Origin of the sequence: Sphingobium sp. B11D3A, from assembly GCF_025961695.1 — a bacterium.
Taxonomy (GTDB): domain Bacteria; phylum Pseudomonadota; class Alphaproteobacteria; order Sphingomonadales; family Sphingomonadaceae; genus Sphingobium.
In genome coordinates, this window is the sequence record NZ_JAOQOE010000001.1 from 197,289 (window position 1) to 213,268 (window position 15,980).

17 protein-coding genes are annotated in these 15,980 nt (G+C 64.9%); 12 read left to right on the forward strand and 5 right to left on the reverse strand.

Translation table 11 applies throughout. From position 1 onward, the window contains the following. The first annotated feature begins 1 nt into the window (after window position 1). From flgC to M2332_RS01040, 12 genes are all read left to right on the forward strand, one after another. On the forward strand, window positions 2–394 hold the full coding sequence (flgC, locus tag M2332_RS00985) for a flagellar basal body rod protein FlgC (protein ID WP_264570078.1): 393 nt from the start codon (window positions 2–4) through the stop codon (window positions 392–394). Continuing rightward, window positions 391–1,068 (forward strand): flagellar hook assembly protein FlgD, encoded by a 678-nt coding sequence (locus M2332_RS00990; protein ID WP_264570079.1) that lies wholly within the window; start codon window positions 391–393, stop codon window positions 1,066–1,068. The genes flgC and M2332_RS00990 overlap by 4 nt, the downstream gene beginning before the upstream one ends. Before the next feature lie 28 nt (window positions 1,069–1,096). Continuing rightward, window positions 1,097–1,921, forward strand: a complete 825-nt coding sequence (locus tag M2332_RS00995) for a flagellar hook-basal body complex protein (protein ID WP_181559404.1) — start codon at window positions 1,097–1,099, stop codon at window positions 1,919–1,921. 32 nt (window positions 1,922–1,953) lie between these two features. Beyond that, entirely contained in the window at window positions 1,954–2,694 is a 741-nt protein-coding gene (locus M2332_RS01000) for a flagellar basal body rod protein FlgF (protein ID WP_264572611.1), read from the forward strand. 23 nt (window positions 2,695–2,717) lie between these two features. Continuing rightward, entirely contained in the window at window positions 2,718–3,506 is a 789-nt protein-coding gene (flgG, locus tag M2332_RS01005; protein ID WP_181559407.1) for a flagellar basal-body rod protein FlgG, read from the forward strand. A 2-nt stretch (window positions 3,507–3,508) separates the two neighbouring features. Further along, window positions 3,509–4,216 carry a flagellar basal body L-ring protein FlgH gene (locus M2332_RS01010; RefSeq protein ID WP_264572612.1) on the forward strand — a complete coding sequence of 236 codons (708 nt, stop codon included), beginning with the start codon at window positions 3,509–3,511 and terminating at the stop codon, window positions 4,214–4,216. Between the two features lie 89 nt (window positions 4,217–4,305). Beyond that, window positions 4,306–5,364, forward strand: coding sequence for a flagellar basal body P-ring protein FlgI (locus M2332_RS01015; RefSeq protein WP_264574865.1), 1,059 nt, complete (start codon window positions 4,306–4,308; stop codon window positions 5,362–5,364). Next, window positions 5,361–5,684, forward strand: coding sequence for a rod-binding protein (locus M2332_RS01020; RefSeq protein WP_264572613.1), 324 nt, complete (start codon window positions 5,361–5,363; stop codon window positions 5,682–5,684). The genes M2332_RS01015 and M2332_RS01020 overlap by 4 nt, the downstream gene beginning before the upstream one ends. After that, complete coding sequence (flgK, locus tag M2332_RS01025; protein ID WP_264572614.1) at window positions 5,681–7,018, forward strand: flagellar hook-associated protein FlgK; 1,338 nt, start codon at window positions 5,681–5,683, stop codon at window positions 7,016–7,018. The genes M2332_RS01020 and flgK overlap by 4 nt, the downstream gene beginning before the upstream one ends. A gap of 20 nt (window positions 7,019–7,038) precedes the next feature. Beyond that, window positions 7,039–7,872: a flagellin gene (locus M2332_RS01030; protein ID WP_181559412.1), complete on the forward strand. Its 834-nt coding sequence runs from the start codon at window positions 7,039–7,041 to the stop codon at window positions 7,870–7,872. Window positions 7,873–8,086: 214 nt separating this feature from the next. Continuing rightward, window positions 8,087–8,950: a flagellar motor stator protein MotA gene (motA, locus tag M2332_RS01035; protein ID WP_264572615.1), complete on the forward strand. Its 864-nt coding sequence runs from the start codon at window positions 8,087–8,089 to the stop codon at window positions 8,948–8,950. Window positions 8,951–8,960: 10 nt separating this feature from the next. Beyond that, entirely contained in the window at window positions 8,961–10,109 is a 1,149-nt protein-coding gene (locus M2332_RS01040) for a flagellar motor protein MotB (protein WP_264572616.1), read from the forward strand. A 172-nt stretch (window positions 10,110–10,281) separates the two neighbouring features. Here the strand turns inward: M2332_RS01040 and M2332_RS01045 are convergent, their stop codons facing one another. The 5 genes from M2332_RS01045 to M2332_RS01065 form a co-directional block, all read right to left on the reverse strand. Next, window positions 10,282–10,902: a PEPxxWA-CTERM sorting domain-containing protein gene (locus tag M2332_RS01045; protein WP_264572617.1), complete on the reverse strand. Its 621-nt coding sequence runs from the start codon at window positions 10,900–10,902 to the stop codon at window positions 10,282–10,284. Window positions 10,903–11,168: 266 nt separating this feature from the next. Further along, a complete protein-coding gene (locus M2332_RS01050) occupies window positions 11,169–12,542 on the reverse strand; it encodes an ATP-binding protein (protein ID WP_264572618.1) in 1,374 nt (457 codons plus the stop codon). After that, complete coding sequence (locus M2332_RS01055) at window positions 12,539–13,258, reverse strand: response regulator (protein WP_264570088.1); 720 nt, start codon at window positions 13,256–13,258, stop codon at window positions 12,539–12,541. The genes M2332_RS01050 and M2332_RS01055 overlap by 4 nt, the downstream gene beginning before the upstream one ends. Window positions 13,259–13,415: 157 nt before the next feature. After that, complete coding sequence (locus M2332_RS01060) at window positions 13,416–14,015, reverse strand: EF-hand domain-containing protein (RefSeq protein WP_319801472.1); 600 nt, start codon at window positions 14,013–14,015, stop codon at window positions 13,416–13,418. 135 nt (window positions 14,016–14,150) lie between these two features. After that, window positions 14,151–15,932, reverse strand: a complete 1,782-nt coding sequence (locus M2332_RS01065; RefSeq protein WP_264572619.1) for a diguanylate cyclase — start codon at window positions 15,930–15,932, stop codon at window positions 14,151–14,153. Window positions 15,933–15,980 lie beyond the last annotated feature (48 nt).

A 15,980-nucleotide genomic window follows, 5' to 3' on the forward strand; every position in this document is an offset into this window, starting at 1 on the left:
CATGAACGTTTTCGACATCGCCGGGCGCGCCATGTCGGCGCAGCTCGTGCGCCTCAACGCCACCGCGTCCAACCTCGCCAATGCCGGCTCGGTCACGGGCAGCGAGGACAAGGCCTATCGCGCGATCCGCCCGGTCTTCTCCACCGTGGTCGAGAAGCCCGGCGTCGCCACGGTCAAGGTCGATAACGTCGTGACCTCCGACACGCCCGCCACCAAGCGGCACGAGCCCGGCCATCCGCTAGCCGATGCCAATGGCGATGTGTGGGAAGCCGGCGTCGATACCAGCGCCGAGCTCGTCGAAATGGTCGAGAGCGCGCGCATGTACCAGAACAATGTGCAGGTCCTCCAGACCGCCAAATCCCTCATCCTCGAAACAATCAGGCTCGGCAAATGACAGCAGTGACGACCAACACCAGCCCCTGGGCGGTGGACACCAACACGGCGTTCACCAACCGGAACCTTGCCGAGACGAGCGCGAAGTCAAACGCGTCGATCGACATGAACGGCTTCCTGCGCCTGCTCACCACGCAGATGCAGCATCAGGACCCGTTCCAGCCGATGGACAACAATCAGATGGTCACACAGATGGCGCAAATGTCGTCGCTGGCCTCGCAGTCGCAATCGACATCCCTGCTCAGCCAGATCGCGGACTCCGTGTCCGGCGCGCGCCTCTCCGATGCCGCAGGCTGGATCGGCAAGTCGATGCTGGTCGAGAGCAACATCGCCACGCCCGACCGCACCGGCGCTTATGCCGGCGAGATCGCGCTGGGCGCCGACGCCTCGAACGTATCGATCGATCTGGTCGATGCCAGCGGCAAGGTCGTCCAGAGCTTCGATCTCGGCGCCCAATCCAAGGGCAATGTGCCGTTCTTCTGGGACGGCCGGGACGATGCCGGCAATGTGATTGGCGGGCAGGCGCTGCAGGTCAAGGTGCGCGGCGCGACGCCGGCCGGCATCGCGACCTGGGCCAGCATCGCCGCCGTCCAGTCCCCCGCGAGCGGCGGAAACGCCCAGCTCATGACCGCCCTCGGCAATTTCTCGCCCGAAGACGCGCTGCGTCTCGGCTGATCCCTGAACTTCACAAGGAGCATCCACCATGTCCTTCTACATTTCGCTTTCCGGCCTCAAGGGCGCCCAGACCGACCTCGGGGTCGTCGCCAACAATGTCGCCAACGTGTCCTCGCTCGCCTTCAAGAAGAGCAAGGCAACCTTCGGCGACATTTATGCGAGTGGCGGCGTCGGCGCGGGCGGCAATGGCGTCCGTCTCGTCGATGTGAAGCAGCAGTTCACGCAGGGCACGCTGGAGACGACCGACAAGACGCTGGATCTGGCCGTCACCGGCGAAGGCTTCTTCACCGTCAAGAGCGCCTCGCCTGACCAGACGATCAGCTACACCCGCGCCGGTGCCTTCACGATGGACAAGAACCGCTTCATCGTCGATTCCACCGGTGCCCGCCTGCAGGTGCTGCCGACCAACGCGACCGGCGATGGCACGCCGACCAGCACGGCGGCCGGCGATCTCTCCGATCTGGAAATCCCCAGCGCCCATCCGGACGATGCCAGCATTCCGCTCACCGCCATCGCGATCTCGGCCACTGGCGTCGTCAGTGCGACCTTCGGCGATGGCTCGGTGCGTAACCTCGGCGTCGTGGCCATGGCCTCATTTCCCGCGCAGGAAGAGCTGCGGCAGATGGGGGATTCGCACTGGATTTCCTCCGGCGACAGCGGCGAGGCGAGCTACAGCGCCGGCAATAGCGGCATGGTCGGCGCGGTCCGCTCGGGCACGCTGGAGCGCTCGAACGTGGACATCACCGAGGAGTTGGTCGCGCTGATCTCCGCGCAGCGCAACTTCCAGGCGAATTCCAAGGCGATCGAGACCGCCACCGCCATGACCCAGACTATCATCAACATGCGGACCTGATCGCGAAGATCGACCGGACCCGGAGCTGAATCATGGATCGTCTCACCACCATTGCCCGCACCGCGATGCGCGGCACGATGGCTCGCCAGACGGCGGTCGCGAACAATCTCGCGAACGTCAACACCAGCGGCTTTCGCGCCGAGATCGCGAACGCCTCGACCCGCTGGGTCGGCGGCGGCGCGTTCCAGAGCCGCGCGGAGCAGGTGGGGCAGGTCATCGCGGCGGACATGAAGGCCGGCACGGCGGTGCAGACCGGCAATACGCTCGACATCGCGGTGGATGGTGACGCCCTCATCGCGGTGCAGGCCAATGACGGGTCGGAAGCCTATACAAGGCGCGGCGATCTCAAGCTGAACGAGAGCGGCCTGCTGACCACGGGCGATGGCTATCCGGTGCTGGGGGAGGGTGGCCCGATCACCCTGCCGCCCGCCGATAGCGTCAACATCGCCAAGGATGGCAGCATCTGGATCGTCCCGCAGGGCGGCCAGATCGATCAGCCGCAGCAGGTCGATGTCATCAAGCTGGTGAACGCCAAGGGGTCGACGATCGCCAAGTCCACGGACACGCTGTTCCGCGAAGTGAATGGCGGCGCCTTGCCGCAAGACCCGATGGCGACCGTGACCAGCGGCGCCCTTGAAGGCTCGAACGTGAATGCCACCACGGCGCTCGTCCAGATGATCGAGGCGAGCCGCGCGTGGGAAAATCAGATCAAGATGATCGACACCGCCAAGGAGATCGACTCCGGCGGCGCGAGCCTCATGCGGCTCGACTGACGGATAGATAGGGGACCAAACCAATGACCAGCAGCGCACTTCATGTCGCCCGCACCGGCCTTGACGCACAGGACGTCAAGATGCGCGTCATCGCCAACAACCTAGCGAACGTGAACACGGTCGGCTTCAAACGCGACCGCGCCAATTTCGAGACGCTGGCCTATCAGCAGGTCATTGCGGCGGGCACGCAGGCAGATAGCCAGAACCGGCTCGCCATCGGCCTCAACCTCGGCACCGGTGTGCAGCTCACCGGCACCGAGCGTATCGATACCCAAGGCACGATGAACACCACCGGCAACACCTATGATCTCGCGATCGAGGGGGCCGGCTTCTTCCAGCTCCAGCAGCCCGACGGCACGATCGCCTATACCCGGGCGGGCAATTTCAAGACCAATGCGGAAGGCCTGCTGGTCTCGCCGGATGGCCTGCCGCTGGTGCCGCAGATCCAGCTTCCCGAGGGCGTGAGTGCCGTCACCATCGGCAATGACGGGACCGTCTCGGCGACCGTCGCCGGTCAAAAGGAGCCGGTCGAGCTTGGCGCGATCGAAACCGCACGGTTCGTCAATCCCGCTGGCCTGCAGGCTGTCGGTGGAAACCTCCTACTGGAGACGGCGGCATCCGGCGCGCCGCAGGTGGGCGCTGCAGGCCTCGAAGGCCGCGGCACCATCCGCCAGGGCGCGCTCGAGCAGTCAAACGTCAACACCGTCGAGGAGCTGGTCACGATGATCGAGACCCAGCGCGCCTATGAGATCGCCTCCAAGATGATCAAGGCGACCGACGAAATGCTCCAATACGTCAATCAGCAGCTTTGAGCATGACTATGCAGTATCGCCGCGCTTCCATCCTGATCCTTGCGCTCACGGCGACCAGCTTTGCCGCACCGGCCTCTGCCGGTCTGTTCGGCAAGAAGCAGGAGCCGCTCGAAAACCCGGCCTATCAGGTCACCTATCCGGGCGACGCTGGCAGCGCCGCGCCGGTGCGGCCCAATGGCGGCATCTTTCAGGCCTCGGCCGGCTATTCCGCGCTGACCAATGGCGCGCGGGCAGCAAGCGTGGGCGATGTCATCACCATCCTCCTCGTCGAGCGGACGCAGGCCAGCAAGAGCACCAGCGCGAATACCAATCGCGCGGGCAGCATCGGCCTCACACCGCCCAGCACCGGGCCGTTCAGCAAGCTGTTCAGCGGTAGCGACATCGCTTCGGGCGGCACGCAGGGCTTCACCGGCAAGGGTGATGCTGCGCAGTCGAACGCGCTCTCCGGCGAGATCACCGTCACCATTGCGCGGGTCTATCCCAATGGCACGATGCTGGTGCGCGGGCAGAAGGCCCTCACGCTTAATCGCGGCGACGAATACGTCCAGATCTCCGGCCTTGTCCGGCAGGCGGACATCGGGCCCGATAACCGCATTCTCTCGACGCGCGTCGCCGATGCGCGGATCACCTACACCGGCAAGGGAGAAATCGCCCGCGCCAGCCGTCAGGGCTGGCTGCAGCGCTTCTTCTCCATGATCAGCCCGTTCTGATGGAGCTTTCAGCCATGATCAGGCCTTATCCCTCCTTGCTCCGTCGGCTGGTCGTCTCCCTCGCCCTGCTGGCGTTCGGGCTCTGCCTCATGATCGCCACCTCGGCCCATGCCCAGCGCATCAAGGACATCGGCACCTTCGAGGGGCTGCGGTCCAACCAGCTTGTCGGCTATGGCGTTGTGGTTGGCCTCGCCGGCACGGGCGATGACAGCCTCGATTATGCGACGCAGGGCGTGAAGGGCGTGATCTCGCGCTTCGGCCTCACTTTGCCGCCGGGCGTCAACCCCTCGCTGAAGAACGCCGCAGCCGTACTCGTGACGGCGGAATTGCCGGCCTTCGCCAAGCCGGGACAGCGGCTGGACGTGACCGTCTCCGCGCTCGGCAAGGCCAAGTCGCTGCGCGGCGGCACGCTGGTGCTGACCCCGATGCGTGGTGCTGATGGCGAGATCTACGCCATGGCGCAGGGCAATATGGCGGTGGGCGGCTTCGGCGTCTCCGGGGCCGATGGCTCGCAGCTTTCCGTGAACGTGCCCTCGGCCGGCCGCATCCCCTCGGGCGCCTCCGTCGAGCGCGCCGTAGCCACCGGGTTCGAGACCAGCCCGACGATCAATTTCAACCTCGCGGAGGCGGACGTGACGACCGCGCTGCGGGTGGCCGACGCGATCAACCTCGCGTTCGGCGATCAGCGCGCCCGTGCCGTGGATGGCGTCTCCATCGCCATCGATGCACCGCCGGGTGCCGAGAGCCGCGTCATGATGATGGGCCTCATCGAAAACATCCAGGTCAAACCCGCCGATCCGCCGGCCAAGGTGATCGTCAACGCGCGCAGCGGCACGGTGGTCATCAACGGCAATGTGCAGATCACCCCGGCCGCGGTGAGCCATGGCAAGCTGACCGTGACCGTGACCGAAGCGCCGCGCATCGTGCAGCCTGCGCCGCTCTCGCGGGGGGTGACGGCGGTGGAGGAATCCAGCCAGCTTTCCGCCCATGAAGAAAAGAATCCGATGTTCCTGTTTAAAGGTGGCGCGTCTCTGGCCGATATAGTCAAGGCGGTGAATGCCGTGGGCGCCTCCCCCTCGGACCTTCTCGAGATCCTGAGCGCGCTCAAGCAGGCCGGCGCCATGCGGGCGGAGCTGGAGGTGATATGACGCAGGTCTCAGGGATCGGCTCCGGTCAGGCGGCCTTTGCCGCCGCCATGCAGGGCGCGCAGGCGCAAGCCCCGACGTCGCCAAAGGCCAGCGACGATCACGCCGCATTGCAGAAGGCCGCCAAGGCATTCGAGGCCGTGTTCACCCGCCAGCTCCTGTCTTCCATGCGCCAGGCGAGCCTGGGCGAAGAGATTGGCGGCGGCAGCGGGCTAGACCAGTTCCGCGAGATGCAGGACGCGCATATGGCCGAAGGGCTCGCCACCAAGGGTGGCCTTGGCATTGCCGAACTGATCCTCCAGCAGCTTGACCATAAGCCGTGAGCAGCGATCTTCTTCAGATCGGCGCTTCCGGCACGCGCGCCTATCAGGCGGCGATGGGAGCAATTGCCGACAATATCGCCAACGCGGAGACGCCCGGCTACAGCCGCCGGACGATTGCGCTCAGCGAATCCGCGGCGGGCAATTCGCCGATGCTGCTCTATAAATCGAGCGCCTCCTTCTACGGCGTGCAGATCGGCGGCGTGGTGCGCGCATCCGACCAATATCTGGAAGCGGCAGCGCGTCAGACGACCAATGCGCTGGGCAGCGTCAATCAGCGTGCCCGCTGGATGTCGGACATCCAGAGCGCCCTCAACGATGGCGAACTGGGCGTCGGCCAGCGCTTCACCGGCATGTTCGCAGCGGTGGAGCGGCTCGCCTCCAACCCCACAGACACGACGCTGCAGGCGGACGTGCTGTTCTCGTTCGAGCAGATCAATGCAGCGTTTCAGCAGAGCCACAATGATCTGGTCTCGATCCGCAGCTCGATCGGCAACACGGCCACCAATGAGGTGGATTCGCTCAACGATGCGTTGCGCCAGCTCGGCAATGCCAATGAAGGCCTGCGCCGCGTGCCGGAGGGAACGGCGAGCCATGCGAGCCTGCTGGATTCACGCGATCAGGCCCTGAGCGAGATTGCCGAGCGGCTGAACGTGACGGTGACCTTCGGCGCCAATGGCGTCGCGAACATCAGTTACGGCAGCGACATGCTGGTCGAGAACAATCAGGTGAAGACCCTGACGGTCAGTCAGGCCGCCGACGGCATTTTAAGCTTCGGGCTGGCGGACGGCACGGCGATTGCCACCCCGACCGGTGGCGCGCTGGGCGGCATCGCCACCAGTGCCGGCGTCGTGCGGGACAGGATCGACGCGTTGGACGATCTCGCGAGCCGCTATGTGAGCGAAATGAATGATTGGCACACCAGCGGCTATTCATCCCCCGGTGTCGCGGGCCAGACACTGCTGAGCATGGGGGCGGATGCCAGCTCGCTCTCGGTGCTGATCAGCTCGCCTGCTCTCGTCGCGCGCTTCTCCGCCGATGGCACCGCGAACGGCAATCTGTTGGCCATGACCGCCCTGCGCGGCAGCGGGTCCATCGAGGATGAATGGACCGGCATCATTGCGACCCATGGCAGCATCGCCAACAGCACGACCAAAGAGCAGACCGCGGCCGAGAGCCGCAACACCATGGCGCAGCAGGCACGCGCCGATGTGGCCGGCATCAATCTCGACCGGGAAGCGGCCGAATTGATCCGGCTCCAGCAGGCCTACCAGGCATCGTCCCGCGTGATCCAGGTCGCGCGGGAAATGTTCCAGACACTGATTTCCGCATTCTGACGCAATAAGGGCAATCCATCATGGTTTTCATCACCACGCAGTCCATCACGGCTGAGATTACCCGCCAGCAGCGGCTCGCTGCGGATATTGCGGGCGAGCAGACCAAGATTTCGACGACCAAGAAGATCAACCAGCCCTCGGACAATCCGCATGACTGGGTGCAGATCTCGCAGGTCGGGCGGCGCCAGTCGATCAACGCGGCGTGGAAGGGCAATCTGACCTTCGCCGAATCCCGCGCGACGCAGGCCAGCACCAATCTCAATGAGGTCAACAATCTCATGACGCGCGTGACCGAGCTGATTGTCACGTCCACCTCGACCGCCGACGGATCGACCGGGCGCGAGGCGGTGGCCAAGGAACTGGAAGGCATTCGCGCCACGATCAACGATCTCCTCAATCAGACCGATTATCAGGGCACGCCGGTCTTCGATCATCCCAGCGCCGTGCTGATTCCTCTGGGCGCAGGGCTGAACGTGGAAGCCGTGCCGACCCGCGCGAGCATCATGGAGAATGCGGTGGGCAGCCGGTCGATCGATCAGGTGATCTCCGACATCATCAATGTGGTGCGCACCGGTACGGAGGCAGACCGCTCCGCTGCCCTGCAGGATGCCCGCACCGCGCTCGATCATGTCATTGTCGCCCAGTCCGTGCAGGGCGTTCGCTCGCAGCGGCTGGAAGACATTGGCGGGCGGCTCACCAATTCCGATCTGGCGCTGACTGAGCGTCGCTCGGCGCTGGAAGATACGGACATCACCGAGACCAGCGTGAAGCTGCAAAGCAAATTGCTGACGCTGGAAGCCGCGCAACTGGCCTTCGCGCGGATCAATCAAAAGTCGCTATTCGATCTTTTCTGATCCTGTTCGAAGAGAGGCAAATCTGGCGGTCCGCAGGCTTTTGGCTGCGGGCCGTTTTTCTTGTTCGCGCCGGCAGAAATTTCGAAAAATCGTAATCGTCATCTTTCGCTAACCCTGTCGCTAAACCCTGTTTCAGCAGAGCCGTTCTAGGAAGGGATGAAGGGACCAAAAGCAGCTGTGCGCGGTCCCGTTTTATGAACATGCGGGGATCAGAATGTTCGCTGGTATCGGTCTTGTCGTTCTGCTGGTCATGGTCTTCGGGGGCTTCATGCTCACCGGCGGCGCCATTGGTCCGGTGCTTCATGCGCTTCCGCACGAAATGCTCATCATCGGCGGCGCCGCGGCAGGCGCGCTGATCATCGGCAACAGCGGCGCGGATTTGAAGGCGCTGGCCGGCGGCGTGATGACCGTCTTCAAAGGCCCCAAGTTCAAGAAGCAGGATTATCTCGACTGCATCTTCCTCGTCAGCAAGCTGATGAAGACGCTGCGGGTCGAAGGTCCGGTCGCGCTCGAACCGCATATCGAAGACCCCAAATCCTCCGCGATCTTCGCCGAATATCCCCGGCTGATGGCGGACAGCGCGCTCATCCACCTCATCTGCGATACGTTGCGGCTGGTGGTCGTCTCATCCGGCACGCTCGATCCGCATGCGGTCGAGGACGTCATGGATAATGCGCTCAAGACCCACCACCATGAGGCGGTTCGTCCCGCCGACAATCTCCAGGGCCTGGCGGACGCGCTGCCGGCGCTCGGCATCGTCGCCGCCGTGCTCGGCGTAGTCAAGACCATGGGCTCTATCGACAAGCCGCCGGAAATTCTGGGCGGCATGATCGGCTCGGCGCTTGTCGGAACCTTCCTCGGCGTGTTGCTGGCCTATGGGATGGTCGGCCCGTTCGCCAGTCGCGCCAAGCAGGTGATCGAGGCGGATGGCGCCATGTATCATGTCGTCAAGCAGATCATCATCGCCTCGCTCCACGGCCACCCGCAGCCGCTGGTCATCGAGGCCGCGCGCTCCAACCTCATCCATGCGAACCAGCCGGCCTTTGCCGAAGTGTTCGACGGCATGCGCGTTCGCTGAGGGCTAAGCCATGGCATCGGCCGCAAAGAAACCGGTGAACGAGCCTGAACCAAGGCCAATCATCGTCAAGAAGATCATCGATGGCGGCCATGGCGGCCATCATGGCGGCGCCTGGAAGGTGGCCTATGCCGACTTCGTGACGGCGATGATGGCCTTCTTCCTGCTCATGTGGCTGCTCGGTGCGACCACCGAGAAGCAGCGCAAGGGACTGGCCGACTATTTCACGCCCACGCTGGTGCAGATGAAGATGGACAGCGCCGGCTCCAGTGGCCTGTTCGGTGGCGACAGTCTCGTCAGCAAGGAGAATTATCCGACGACGGGCGGGCAGGGCAATCTGGCCATCACCATCCCGCGCGACGCCACGGGCACCAAAGATGTCGGCGGCGAGGATCTCAAGAACCAGGATCGCCAGAAGTTCGAGAAGCTCAAGCAGGAGCTGGAGCAGAAGCTCGAGCGCACCGAAGCGCTCCGCAAGCTGCGCAAGCATGTGCGCTTTACCGAGACGCTGGAGGGCTTGCGCATCGATCTGGTGGATGAAGCCGATTTCGCGATGTTCGCCATCGGCACGGACAGGCTGGTGCCGGAAGCCCGCGCATTGCTCTCGCAGGTCGCCGAGGCGGTGTCAGAAGTGCCGAACGATGTGATCGTGCGCGGTCACACCGACGCGCTGCCCTATGCCGCCGGGCGCAACATGAACAACTGGCTGCTCTCGTCATCCCGCGCCGAAGCCACTCGCGCCGTGCTCGCACAGGGCGGCATCGGAGCGGATCGCTTCGCGCGCATCGAAGGCGTGGCGGATCGCGAGCCGTTCGTCGCGGACAACCGCTACGATCCGCGCAACCGGCGCATGTCGGTGATCCTGGCGTGGAGCAAGGACTCTCCCGCCGGGGGGGCGGTCGCCAATGCCGCAGGCGCGCAGCCCGCAGCGCCGGCTCCCAAAAGCCCCGAGCAGGCCAAGATCGACCGCCGCATCCTCGTGCGCGACCAGCGTGTCGCCATGGCGGAATCCGAAGTGCGCAAGCTGGACCTCGGCCGAACCGCGCTGCCCCAAGGCGCGACGGTGATCAATGCGGACTCGATTCCCAAGCGCAGTTCCAACACCCCGCCGGGCAAGACCGATCTTACAGCCCGCACGACGGGACTGATGGACCAGCATTGATGCGGTGAGGGTGCGCTTCACGCCACACGGTTCCGCCCGGTTTGCGATCATGGGTAGAGTGGGACGCGAGCGATCGGCAGATCGGTCAAACAAAAAGGGGCGCCGGGGACGGCGCCCTTTCAAACAGCTATCCGAAGCGCGGGGAAACCGCTGTGCAGCTTCCCCAGCGGGATCAGGCGAACTGCACTTTGGCACTCTTACGGCGCATCGCTGCCCCCGCCAAACCAAGCCCCGCGATCATCATCGCCCAGGTCGTGGGTTCAGGCACCGGTGCCTGGCTGACGCCTTCCACGCGGAACTGACGCGTGCTCGTCACGCCGGGATTGAACGTGAAAGCAAGGCTGGTGATGCCCGTGCCGCTCAGCGTGAACTGGTTGTTGCCATTGCCAATCGTGCAGATGTTGCACGCGGGGCTCGAGAACAGCGCCGAGCCATTGACCAGCAGGTTGAACGTCCCGGTGTCGCCGGCGAAATTGAACGTCACGTTGTCCCAGCCCTTGGCGAAGAGGACGCTCAGATCTTCAAGCAGCGGATCGCCATTGATGGTGGCTTCTCCGTTGCCGGTGATGCTCATCGAGCCCGTGCTCGTGCTGAACGTGACACCCGATCCGTCCTGATTGACATAACCGTTCAAGGTCGAGCCAGACTGCGAACCGGACGAATGAACGCCGGTCTGCGCGCCAAACGTACCAGTGTTGAGCGTGAACCCGCTGACCACGATGGCTGCATTGGCGGGCAGAGCCGCAAATGAAGTTCCGCATGCCAGCAGCGCCACTGTCAAAAACTTACCCATGGAAATGCCCTCTGCATCTCGCAAACCGACAATGCCCCAAGCCGATCTGCCTCCCACGACTCAAATGTCGCTGATGCAAACATACCGCTCCTCAGAGGCCATTTCCATTTTGTTAACTTTGGCTTCCCTGTTGCATCCTGTTCTGGGACATGTTCCCAGCAGGTAGGAATCGGCGCCGATAGCAGGGGCGGCCGGCCATCGCTGACCACCATTTGTCGGTCACCAGTGTGTCCGAGGTCAACGCATAACCAAACGAGAGCCAGTCTTCACGCCAGCGGAAAGCTCAGCTCCGCGACCAGCCCGCCCTCAGGCCGATTGCGCAGTTCCAGTCGGCCCGATTCCGCTGACGCGACCGCGCGAACGATGGCCAGGCCAAGGCCAGTGCCGCCGGTGTCGCGGCTGCGCGACGCTTCCATGCGGGTGAAGGGCTGCAGCATGTCCTCGATGCGGTCTTCCGGGATGCCGGGGCCTTCGTCGGCCACGCAGAGCGTGGCGCGTTGGCCTTCGATCCGAAGCGAAACATGCGCGCGTGCGCCATATTTGACGGCGTTCTCGATCAGGTTGGTGAGCGCTCGCCGCACGGCGCGGGGATGGACGTTGACGATGGCGCGCGGCATGTCGCTTCGCTCTACCGGCACGCCCATATCCTCGAAATCGTCGATGGTCGCATCGGCCAGCGCGGCCAGGTCCATGCGCTGCGGTGGTTCGCGGTCCCGGCCGACACGCGCCAGCGAGAGGATGTCGTCGAGCATCTTCTGCATGTCTTCGATGGTCGCGACCATGCGCTCGCGATCCGCCCCCTCGGCGACCGATTCCACCCGCACCCGCAGCGCCGTGAGGGGCGTGCGCAGATCATGGCCGATGGCGCCGAGCATATGGTCCTTCTCCTCCAGCATGGAGCGGATACGGTCCTGCATGGCGTTGAAGGACGCCGCGAGGCGCCGCAAATCCTCCGGCCCGGTTTCGATCACCGGGGCGGCGCCCTCCGGTGTGCCGACCCGCGCCGTGGCCTGGGTGAGCGCGTGGAGCGGCCGGGCGAGGCGGCGGGTGAACCAGACGAGGGGCATCAGCACGATGCCGTAGAGGAACAGCGACTGCATCACGATCTGACGCAGCATCGGCTGGGCCACCGGTGCGGCGCGCGTGTAGACGGTGATCCAGCGGTCGGGTCGGAGTTGCACGCTCAATTGCACCTGCAGACGCGGTGCGCGGCGGTTGGGCGGCTGGAGAAGATCGCGCGCCCGCTCGCGCCCGTCCGCGCCGGGCCGGGCTTCCGCAATGGCGACCCGCACCGCGAGCGGCACCAGCCCGGCCGAGCGGAACAGCTCGTTGGCACGTACGGCTACGCGCGGCGAGTCGGCGCCCTCACGGCGGGGCGGCGCGTCGGTGACGACGATGCCGCGGGCCGCCCGCGCGCGATGCCAAGGGGAGGGTGCGTCTCGCTGATCGAGCGCCTCAAGGATGCGGATGACGCCCGGGGCGGCGGCAATCGTCACCCACTGATTGCGCTGCATCATGTAGTAGAAGCTGAACCCGATGAGCTGCACGGCAAACAAGGAGGCGGCGACGACGAGGATCGTCTGCCCCGCCAGCGTTCTGGGCCGCAGCCAGCCGGTGAAGGTGCGCAGGCTGAGGGTCATTCGCGCGCCACATCGGCGGCGAACATGTAGCCGCCGCCCCACACGGTCTTGATAAGCGTCGGCGACCGGGCGTCGTCTTCCAGTTTGCGGCGCAGGCGGCTGATCTGGTTGTCGATGGAGCGGTCGAAGGCGTGAGCCTCCCGGCCTTGTGTCAGGTCGAGCAGCTGATCGCGGCTGAGCACCTGGCGCGGATGCGTGACGAAGGCATGGAGCAGCCGGTAATCGGCCGTGCTGAGCGGGATCGCGACTTCGTCTGGGCCGGTCAGCGTCCAGTCGTCAGCGCTGAGCGTCCAGCCCTCGAAGCGGTAGAGGGATGCGCTTGCCTGCGGTTCGCGGGCGGTGCCGTTGCCGGTGCGGCGCAGGATCGTCTTGATCCGCGCCACAAGCTCGCGTGGAGAGAAGGGCTTGAGCACATAATCGTCCGCGCCCATTTCCAGCCCGACGATGCGGTCGGTCTCTTCGGTGCGGGCGGTGAGCAGGATCACCGGCAGCTCGCCCTGTTCGCGGATCGAGCGGCAAAGGCTGAGGCCATCCTCACCCGGCATCATGATATCCAGCACCACCAATTCGATGGCGCTGCCGGCGAGGATCTTGCGCGCGTCGGCCGCATTCCCGGCATCGGAGACGCGAAAGCCGGCCCGCTGGAGATATTGCCCCAGCGGCTCGCGAATGGCCGCTTCATCGTCGACGAGGAGGAGATGGGGCCGTGCGGACATCAAAGCGCTTTCGCAAAATCGGTGGGATGCAATTCTCTGCCCTGCTTGGGTCTTAAGGTCCATCCCTCAGCCGCCTGAAAGGGGCAGGCGACCGAGGGCAGTAGGGATGGCCGACCCGGCGGCATAGGAGTTGTCTCCGCCGGATCGGCCAGGGGGCTCAGCGCACCGGGGGCGTTTGCGCGGGCCGTTGGTCGGTATTGCGGCGCTCCATCATGGCTTTCCGGCCGGCCTGCCGTTCCTCGGGCGAAATCTTGCCGTCACGGTTGGTGTCCATTCGGTCAAAGCCGGCAAGGCCGGCCTGGATGAAGGTGGCGCGAGGGATCGGCTTGTCACGGTAGGCAGCGAGCTCGCGTCCCATCATCATCATGCCGCTACCCATGCCGGGGCCGCCATGGCCACGCCGTTTGCCTTCGTGGCCGCGTCGCTGATGGCCGCCGGCCATCGCGCCGGCTTCCGCAAATTCGGCTTTCGAGATTGAGCCGTCCTTATTGGCATCGAGGCGAGCGAACATCGCATCGCGCATCTTGTCGCGATTCTGCGCCTGATGGGCCTTGCGCTCCTCAACCGAGAGCACGCCGTCCCGATTCGTGTCGGCGGCATCGAACATGGTCGCGAGGCGCGTTTCGAGGGAGGCGCGATCCATCGGCGCCCGGGCTTCGCCGCGCTGGGGCGGCTGCGGTGCCGATTGAGCGATTGCCATGGTCCCGATGGACAGCAGGCCGACGCTAGAGAGCGCGATTGCGGTGAGACGTTTCATAGACTTGAAATCCTGGTCTGCCGGCGCCGGGGGGTAGCGCCATGACCATGATATAGCGGGGACTTGTCGCGAGACTTTGTCGTGGGAAGGCTCAAATGTCACAAAATGTCGCCAGTTCGCGGCCGACCTCGCAGATCAGGCGGCGACCACCCGATTGCGGCCGCCGCGCTTGGCCTGGTAGAGCGCGATGTCCGCCTCATGGATGAAATCCTCGGCGCTTTGCCCCTGCCGGTAGCGCACGACGCCGCAACTGATCGCAGCCCGCAGGCAGTTGCCCGAGGGTAGGGCAATGGGCTCGCTGCTGACCGCGGAGACGATCCGGCCGCAGATTTCCTGCACACGATCCCAATTCGAGGTGGCGAGGAGCACCACAAACTCGTCGCCACCCATGCGCCCGACCGCGTCGCTCGCCCGGACCTGGCTCGAGATGCGACATGCGATTTCCCGCAGCACGGTATCGCCCATCTGGTGGCCGCTATTGTCATTGATCAGCTTGAATCGGTCGATGTCGATCACGGCGAGGCTGAGGGTGCCCGGTGTCGCCTTCACCAGCGCCTGCTCCAGCCGCTGATGGAAGCCGGCGCGGTTGAGCAGACCGGTCAGGCTGTCCGTTGTGGCGGTGCGGGAGAGCCACAGCTCCTGCTTCTTGCGCTGCGTGATGTCCTGCACAGTGGCGATCGTCCCGATGCACCGGCCGCGCTCATCGAAGTGGGCGCGGAATGTGGCTTCCATCCAGGCGTCACGCAGCTTGAGGGTGCGAAACTCGGCAATCTGGCTGGTGCTCACATCCTCAAGCGCCGCGCTATGCGCGCGGGTCAGATCATATTGGCCTTCCTCCGAAATGTCGGAGAGCCCTGCGCCGACGAGCGCGTCGAACGGGCGGTCGAGCAGCAGCTCGCGCGTGCCCACGACCCGTGTGCAGACGCCTTCGAGGTTGAAGGCCAGCAGCAGCACCGGAGAGGCTGAGGCGAGCAGGTTCAGCGACTGTTCGTTCTGGCGCATTCGCTCGATCGTCGCCTGGCGGCTGGCGAGCATGGCCGAGATCGGCACCTGCACCACGATGAGCAGGGCGATGAACATCTGGATGCCGTAGAGGTGATGGGCCGCATGATGGCTGTGCATCACGGGCGAGCCATAGCCGCCCATCATCGCTGCGCCGCCGATGACGGTGACGATGGCGAGGGCGATCTTCGTCGCCATCCACCCACTACGCAGCAGAACGAGCAGCATGGGCGGAACGACGAGCAGCAGATGCGATGATTCCGTCGAGAAGAAGGCGACGCCAGCCGCGCCGGCGGTGAGGGCGAGCAGCGCCGCGACTTCCAGCCTGCGTTGCCGGGTCTGGATGGCGAGGCTGCGTTTCATCTCGCCGTTGAACATGGCAAGGAAGACCGGCGTGAAGATCAACAGACCCAGAGCATCCGCGAGGAACCAGCGCGCATAGGCTTCGCTGAGCGGATGGGCATTGTTGGCCCAGGCGCCGATTCCGCCCAGAAATGCGCCGCAAGCCGGACCGACCAGCCCGGCCCAGATCAGCACATGAGGGAGAGCCTCGGGGTCCGAAAAGGCGTGGGCGCCATTCCTGTGCAGCTTGAGCCCGGCCGCCGCGACGGCGATTTCCAGCCCATTGGCGAGCCCGTAGACCATAGCCGTCTGGAGATTATTGCCAGCCGGCAGGCCAGACAGCACGTTGGCGACCATGCCCGCCATGATGAGGGCAGGGGCCTGCCGCGCGGGCCGGGCGAGCACGAGGGCCAGCAGGAAGGCGTTGGCGATCCAGACGGGCGCGACCATGCCATTCGTGGTCTTGAGCGATATGGTCGCGTAGGAAATCACGAAATAGCCCAGGCCCGCCAGTACCGGCAGGCCGGCATGGCGGATGAAGGCGTAAAGGATTTGGCGCTGGCTTTGCCCCATGGCCCATCATGGCCCGGCGCAGGTTGTTACCTGGTTAACGCAGCGGGA